Below are 7,610 nucleotides of genomic sequence, written 5' to 3'. Positions count from 1 at the left end.
GCCCGGACGGGTCTGCCCCATAATCAACTACGCTGACCGATTCCCTCATCTTGTCTTGGAGGGTCCGCGCCACAGAGCCAGCCTCTGGCCTGCGAAAAAATACCAGTTCAGCACCAGTATCGCTGGCCAGTTGCTGGCGAAGCGCGGCATCGCCCACGGCGACAAAAGACGCAGATTCCGAGGCCCAATCTCCGGTCGTGACATAAGGCAGCGGGAGGCTGGCGCCGGCGCGATACAGCTCTCCGCCTTTCCAGAAAACCTGGTTGCGCTCAGTGATCTGCAGCCCAGGCCCGTAGTCGCCGATGTCTTGATAGCCGGAGCTGAGAATGAAATTCTCAAACTTACGGGTCATCCAGGCCAGAATCTGAGCGTAATTGGGCTTTGCCCCTCCGATGCGAGTAGGAACAAAGCCTGGCTCGTCATCATTGACGTAACGCTCAAGATCCTTGGCATCTCGCTGCGCATTGGCAAGCTGCTGGAGCGTGATTGGCGTATTTGCGGCCATTCTGTTTTCCCAATAAAAAAGCCCCGCAATGGCGGGGCTGGAAATGCATGCGTGAGATCAGGCTCGGAAGTCCTGGTCGTTTTTGTAATAGCGCCTGTCGTAATTGATTGCGCTCAAGGGAATCGTGCCGTCTTTGTTCGGGGCGTCCTTCTCGGTCAAGATAAAGGGCTTGGCCCGCCGGCTGTTCTCGGCGTCGGTGATGATGTAGGTCGTTGTGTTGTAGGCCTCTCCGCGCACAATGATGGCCGTTCTCGGCTCGCGTGCGAGCCTGGCCCAATACCGCCCGCCCCCGTCAGAGACCGGCATCGACTCGACCATGCCATCGCTGCCTTGCAGAAAGATGGTGTACGGCCCCGCCCCCCAGTCAAAAGGCTGGGACAGGCGGATCACACGCGGATCAGCCTCACTCACCTCAATCACATCGCCATCCCAGGCATTGCCCCGGGAGTTATCAGCGTTCAGGAAGCGCTGCGACAGGATCAGCAGGTTCGCCTCCGGCAACGCGTCGAAGGTCGTGCCCTCGTTCTGGTAAAGCAGCTTGTTGTAAGCGCGCCAGGCGTGAAAGTGAGCCTGCTCCATGTTTCGCACCCCCACCGACTCGATGACCTGGGCGCTCACGGCCGACCTGTCTTCGGGAAGGTGGAGCGTGGTCAGCGCATCTGTCTCGGGGTCGATCCACTGATATTCGATTCCGTCGTACTCCGGTGCAAAGCTATCCGTTCGCTGCTCGCTGCCCGGCAGCTTGTTGCGGTGGTTGAAGAGCAGCACGGAATCCTCTTCCTCCCGTTCGAAGAAAAGCCGGATCACACTGCCACGCCGGTAGGCGTTGCAAAACACCGCGTCGGCGATCATCGAAACAATCTCTTCGAAGCTCAGGCCCTCTTTGTCGATCGTGTAGTCGAACCGCGCCACGTCCACACCGAAATAATCCCGGATCTCCTGCGCGGTCTGATAGAAGTTGTCGAAATCCACCTGCGTAGGTGGCCGGTTTCCGATCTTCGGGTCAAGGCAAACCGCCGCCAGGATGTCGGCAACGTTCGTCGTTGGGCGAAGATCAGCCGAAAAGCTCCCGTCCGAAAGGCGCACCGGCAGCTTGCGCGTGACAAGCATGTTCAGTTTGCGCTCTTTCACAGCCAGGGCGCCATCCGTTGCGAACGTCACCGCCTGCACGGTGGTCACATCCCCAAAATGGCGCTCCTCGACCTCGGTGCAGGCGTAAAGATCCCGCCATTTCACCTCGTCGATGACCTGCCCCGAGAATGAGGTATCGCTGGGTGTCACCCGCTTTGCACGGATCTTCAGCCAACGGGAGGGAGTATCAACCGCCACATCAAGCGTTGTCGCTCGGGTCGATCGGGTTGTCGCAGAGCCCACCACCTGTCCACCAACGACCTGCAAATCGCCCACCGGCTCCCCCTCCCGGTCAACCGGCTGGATCTCGACGGAAAAGCTGACGCTGGTGCTGTACTGCTGCCGGCCATTGTCGCGGTACATCCCATTGAGCGACACCATGTTTGCAAGAAGCCGGGTTATCGGCCGCGTGCTCTCGACAGTCATCCAGCCCACCCAACGCTCGCCCGTAGTGGTGATCACAGGGAACAGCACCGCAGACTGCCCGCCGAAATCATCCCGAACGACTTCCCAGTCCGGATTGCTCGCGACAGGATCCGCAAGGCTCAGCACATTCGATGTCACGGTGGAGACCGTGTAGGAGCCAGACAGATCAAACAGCAACTCGTCAGAGGGCCGCGTCATCAGCGGCGAACCCGTGGCGTAGCCGCTGACCGAGCTGAGAATCCCCTTCCAAGCCGTGGAGTTATGCTCGACATCGAGGCGAATGGTGGTCCGGTTCTGCAGCGCATCGAAGGATACAGAAAGGATGCTGTAAATCCCGGCGACGCTGCTGGTGGTCAAGTAGTCGCTGATGTCATCGCCGCTCACATACCATTCAAGCGTCGCGTCTGACAGCGTCACAACCTGGCCGGCCTCAAAAGAGCCTCGCAGATCGCCGACGAGCTCAATATCCCCGTAGGTCGGCCGCCGTTCATTCTCGGGCCGGAACTTGGCTAGGCCATCGTCAGGCACGCGGTACGAAAACGTGCCCGCATACTGTGCTGCGTTGCGGATCGACACGACGTCGCCCGGCACGAAGTAGGCCGAAAAGTCGATATCGGGGTCTTGTGACCGGATCTCATTGGGCCAGCGAAACACCATCCCGCGCATCGTGACGCGCCCGGCATCCTGCGGCATCAGCACCTGGCCATTCACGCTGTTGCTGCGCTTGGCGAGGATGACAGGAAGCCCGATCGGCGAACCGATCCGCAACTGCGGCGCATCGCCGCTGTTGGGCGACGTGTTCGGCCCGTAAACCTCAACCGAGGCACTGGCAATCTCATCGATCCGAGTCGTGTCGTCACGCACATCGTGAATCTCGTAGGCCCCGCGGCCCACGCACATGTACGCGACTTCTTTTTCGGAATGATCCACGAAAATCTTGTAGGGCTCCGCCAGCAGATCCGGCGTGGCGCGAACCTGGCCGTAGATGTCCGGGATCCGGCCATTCACGCGCGCGCGGTTCGTGCGCTCCGACAGTCCGTTGTTCGGACTCTCCTGTTGGATGTTGCGGGCGGTCGCGGTCGGCGGGGTCTTGGCGAAGATCGAGCCCAGAATCATGCTCGCGGCCGACGAAACCAGGATCATCGCGAGCGCTGGCAAAAACTCCGGCCCCATCGGCGGCACCTCTACTACCAGGGGCCCCGCCAACCCGCGCAGGCGGGCGATATCCGCCTCAGCCTTCGGCGTCACGTCCTGGCCGGTCGCCATGTCGGTAATGCGTCCGCCAGCAGGAAAGCGCGCCCCGAACTGCGCCCGCAAGAAGGCCAGCACGTCACCAACTTCGTGATCTTCGCGCTGGTTGTCCGGCTTTCGGAACAGAATCACCTTCGTCATGCCCAGAACCTCATGTTTCGATACATCACCGTCAGCGCCTCAATCGGCAGGAACTGAACGCCACTTTCGTTGATGTGCAAAAGCCGGCGGCGCCAACACACGCCGATATGGGCCTCGCCCGCCAGGGTGTCCATCAGCACGATGGACGGCGCTACGGTCGCCCCAGCCTGACGGCGGTAGGTCCTGAATACCCTCGCCATCCGGCCGGCCTGAAAGTCGCTTTCAGTGACCGCGAGCAATGCGCTGTCGCCCGTCAGCAGCTCCCAGGCCTCGCCGGCCAGGTGAAGACAGTTGTAGGCTTGCCGGTCGTACTGTCTTTCGAATAGATGATCGATCACAGCACCCCCAGCAGCATCGGGAAGCGGTCCGTCGTGTACCGTTCACCCGTTTTCGTCACGTTCAGCTCCGGGGCCGTCGCATTGAACTTAGCCCCATCCCGAGTACGCCCAATCTCCCTGGCCTCAAGATCCACAGGCCCAAGCATCGGTCGGCTCAAATCATCAGATCGGTACACCCGATAGATGACTTGGGGCGGATGGGTACGCAGCGTCTCCGCCGCCCGCGCGCGCTCGATTTCGTCCGGCAGGATGTCGCCCAGGTCCCCGAGCGTGACTCCCAGCCCGAAGTCCAGCGTCCCCCTATCCTCCAGTGGCTGGATCGACATGGGAACGTACTGAAATTCGGCGATCGCACCTGTTTCCAGGGCAGCCGTCAGCCCATTGCGATAGTGAAACTGAAGCCGCCAGACCCGACTGAAGCTGACCTGGCGGATCTCCAGCGTTTGAATCTCGGCCACGGCTCGGTCAGCAGCAAGGAAGAAATCGACGTAGGGGTCGCGGCTATTCGGCATCTGGCCAGTCCTTGTTTACGAGGATTTCAAGGCGGTTGGTCATGTCAGCAATGCCATCAAATGAGCCGTAATAAGGCAGAAGTTCATAGGCAAACTCGTAAGGGTCCAGGCTCGGGTCTTCGAATTTTTCCAGCCGAAGGACTTCCAGGGTGGCCGAGACGATGAAGACAGGCCCTGACTTGGACGCTAGGCGAACGGTTTTCGGAATAAAACTCGCCATATAGTCCTCGGCCAGGCTGCCATCCAAAGGCAGCGACACCAAGAAAAACGGTCCGCCACGTCGGCGCCATATCCTTACAAAGCCCATGAAGGCGTCGTACTCTCCTTCGAACAGGGCCCATGACGCCTCCACGGTATCGGCCGCGTCAGCCACCCCGCGCTGATACCGCCCCGAGCCGCCATCAAGGGCGATGCGCAAAGTTTCATCGCCTGGCTGTATCGAATATCCAGCCTCGATCGGATTGAATGGCAGGCGCAGGGTCATCGTTTCCTCTCTACTTTGAAGCCCTCTTGCATCGCCCTGGACGTGCGCGAGTTGCTCCGGGACAGCTCGCCGGCAACCATCCTCGGGCCAGACTTTGCAACCCGATCATCTGCGATCAGGATCACCTCCTCTCTGGTCAGGCTCTCGATCGCATAATCCTGCGGCGTGCCGTTGTTGTTGATGGTGATCTTGGGCATGGCGCCGCCGCCATCCCCGCTGGTCAGCGGCGTCACAAAACCGCCCTCAGATCCGGACATCAGAAACGTTCGCCCGCCGGTTGTATACAACTCCGGCCCCCTCTCGTTGACCTCGTAGAACATCCCCGGCGCAGTCGGGCCGCCCGCGGCGCGTGGCCCGCCCCAGCCGTTTAGAGAAATCAGCGCGCCGATACCATCGCCTCCGCCTTGCTGAATCGCGCTGGCGGTCCCGACGCCCTGCACGCCGCCGAGCATTCCGGTAATGGCAGAGCCCAATAGACCAGCCAGAGGCCCGGTAATCCCCTGGCGGATGGAGAGCCTGGCGATATCGGAAAGGATGCTCTGCACGAGGCTTCCAAAGCTCAGCTTGCCGGTGGTAACAAACTGCGTGAGCGCATCCTCCATGCCTCGGAAGGCGCTGTTGAATGCATCGCGCGTGCCCGATGCCACGTTTGCGGAAAGCTCCGCGTAGTCATTGAGCCCACCTTCGGCGCCCTTCCTCCAATCTGCCTCAAGCTCGGTAACTTTGGCGTAGTAGTTCCCCTGCTCGGCAAGCCTGTCATCCAGATTCTGGCGCAGGAGCTGGATGCGCCTCTGGTACTCCTCCGGGGTGATATCACGATCTTTCTCCAGTGCCGCTGCACGCTTCGCGTCCCTCTGGAAGTCCCGGTAAAGCCGCTGCTGCGCCTCAATCTGCTCGCGCATGCGTGGGCTGGAACTGAAGGCCTCGATCAGATCTGAGTAGCGCTGCTGGTCGGTCAGCAAGGTTTCCTGCGCCGACGCTTCGAGGATCTTGAGCTGCGTTGCCTCCTTCTGGGCGCGCACCTGATCCTCAAGGCCGGCGTTAAGCGCGAGCTGTTGGCGAATGGCGTTCTGGTTGGCCAGGACGCTTTTCTCTGTGGAGGTAAGACTATCCTTCGCTCTCAGGTCCGCGATGCGCTGCTCAAACTTGACCAGAGCTTCGCGGGAAGATGTGATCTTGACCGCGCTCTCAAGCTGGGCGCGAAGCACGGCCTCCTGTTGCCTGGCCTGTTCCAGCTCGCGCACACCGGCAGCCACAGAGCCACCGCCGCCCGCCGGGCCGGCGAACTGCTTCTTGAGTTGGGCGACCTTGTCGTTATGGACTTGGAGAACGTCCCGGTATTGCTGGGTATCTTCCTTAAGCCCGGCCACCGCCCTCTTGAAGGCCGCCTCCTCCGCTTTAAGGGCAGCAGAAAGGGATGTTCCGCTGCGCGCCTTCAGATATGCGGCGCGGTCCTTCTCTGCCTGGATGGCCTTGGCCACAGCGCTGGCGCGCTCTGCTTCCAGCCTCGCCGCCTCTTTCCCGAGCTTGATTTCCTGCTCCAGGGAAGAAATCTCATCATCGAGCTCGCGCAGGCGGTCGTTGTCCAGCCAGGTCCTGAACCTACTCGATCCGATCGACTCCCGGTTCCTTCTCGCTTGCTCCAGGCGCTCCTCTGGGCCTGCGCTGCGGCCTGCGTTCCACGTCGCATCGATGGCGCGCTTAATGGCGCCAGTGACGGCGTCCCACGCCCTTTGCATCCTGCTGGCGCTTTCGACAACCTCCCCAGATACCGTTTCGTTGGCCGTGGCAAAGGTGTCCAGAGCTAGGCGGGCGGCTTCCTGCGTCCGGCCCTGCTCCTCCAAAGCCTTCACTTGCTCGTAAACGGCGACAGTCAGGAAGTTGTACTTCTTGTTCAGCTCCTCCAGCGCCCGGGTCGGCTCATCTGCAAGACGCTGGTACTCACGAATGGTGTCGTCAATGCTCTTCCCGGTTGCCTCCTGCAGCTTGACTGCTGACCGGCCCAGACCCTCGATCATGTCGCCCGCGAACTGCCCGGACGAAACCAGTTTGGTCAGTGCTGCGGCAGCGGTTCCGGTACTCCCTGCGACCTTCCCAATCTCCCTCGCCATCTGGCCGAGCTGGCCTGCCGTGACACCGGCAGCATTGCCGCTCAGAAATATGGCCTGATTGAACTTGTCCAGCTCCTGAGTTCCGCGCACGAATCCGACTGCGAGTGCGACCACGCCCGCAGAAGCCAAGCCCAAAGGCCCAGAAATTCCACTGATCGCATTGAGTGCCATTTTTGCAGCCGAGGCCACCCCGCCCGTGCCGGCCAGGCCGCTCGCCGCCGCTTGCGCTTCTTTGGCAAGATTCCCCACCCCGCCACCGGCTTTTACGCTGGCATCACCAATGCCTTTTACGGCCCGCTCTGCACCAGCCCCGGACCGACCCAGTTTCTCAAGCTCATCGTTGGCGGTTTTGGCCTGCGTGCTATCAACACGCAGGACAAGGGATGCGATTTCGTCAGCCATAAATCACCCATGGCCGATTACTTCGGCCTCCTCGCGTGCATCACACGCAATGCTGCGGCTTCCATCACCCGCAGACAGTCGAACACGTCGATACGCTCCCCTTTCGGGACGCGCATCAGCTTCATGACGGCAGGCAGTGCCCCGTAATCCAGGCCCGTCGCCCCCGACATGCCCACACGCCACTGGCTTCCCATGGCCAGGAAAACATCATTTGGCAGGACGTTCTCGGGCCACAAATCAACGATCGCCGCGGGGAAGTCCTCCGGCCGCAAGCCAAGCTCGGCCAGTTCGGCCTTGCTTTGCTCCGGC

General features: G+C 61.1%; 7 protein-coding genes. All 7 read right to left on the bottom strand.

What is annotated here, in order from left to right:
• A partial coding sequence (locus tag A7V84_RS13085) for a hypothetical protein (protein WP_204246499.1) occupies window positions 1-505 on the bottom strand: 505 nt, incomplete at its 3' end.
• A 57-nt stretch (window positions 506-562) separates the two neighbouring features.
• Window positions 563-3,454, bottom strand: coding sequence for a host specificity factor TipJ family phage tail protein (locus A7V84_RS13080; protein WP_063492222.1), 2,892 nt, complete (start codon window positions 3,452-3,454; stop codon window positions 563-565).
• On the bottom strand, window positions 3,451-3,792 hold the full coding sequence (locus A7V84_RS13075) for a hypothetical protein (RefSeq protein WP_063492221.1): 342 nt from the start codon (window positions 3,790-3,792) through the stop codon (window positions 3,451-3,453). Before A7V84_RS13075 ends, A7V84_RS13080 begins: the two co-directional genes overlap by 4 nt.
• Window positions 3,789-4,304 (bottom strand): DUF1833 family protein, encoded by a 516-nt coding sequence (locus A7V84_RS13070; protein ID WP_063492220.1) that lies wholly within the window; start codon window positions 4,302-4,304, stop codon window positions 3,789-3,791. The genes A7V84_RS13075 and A7V84_RS13070 overlap by 4 nt, the downstream gene beginning before the upstream one ends.
• A complete protein-coding gene (locus A7V84_RS13065; RefSeq protein ID WP_063492219.1) occupies window positions 4,294-4,788 on the bottom strand; it encodes a hypothetical protein in 495 nt (164 codons plus the stop codon). Before A7V84_RS13065 ends, A7V84_RS13070 begins: the two co-directional genes overlap by 11 nt.
• Window positions 4,785-7,301, bottom strand: a complete 2,517-nt coding sequence (locus A7V84_RS13060) for a phage tail tape measure protein (protein ID WP_063492218.1) — start codon at window positions 7,299-7,301, stop codon at window positions 4,785-4,787. Before A7V84_RS13060 ends, A7V84_RS13065 begins: the two co-directional genes overlap by 4 nt.
• A gap of 17 nt (window positions 7,302-7,318) precedes the next feature.
• Window positions 7,319-7,573, bottom strand: a complete 255-nt coding sequence (locus A7V84_RS13055; RefSeq protein WP_063492217.1) for a DUF1799 domain-containing protein — start codon at window positions 7,571-7,573, stop codon at window positions 7,319-7,321.
• Between the last annotated feature and the right edge of the window lie 37 nt (window positions 7,574-7,610).

The sequence above is a fragment of the Bordetella trematum genome (assembly GCF_900078335.1).
Taxonomy (GTDB): Bacteria; Pseudomonadota; Gammaproteobacteria; order Burkholderiales; family Burkholderiaceae_B; genus Bordetella; species Bordetella trematum.
Note: the sequence above shows the minus strand (reverse complement) of the source record. Positions and strands in the feature narration are given on the sequence as shown.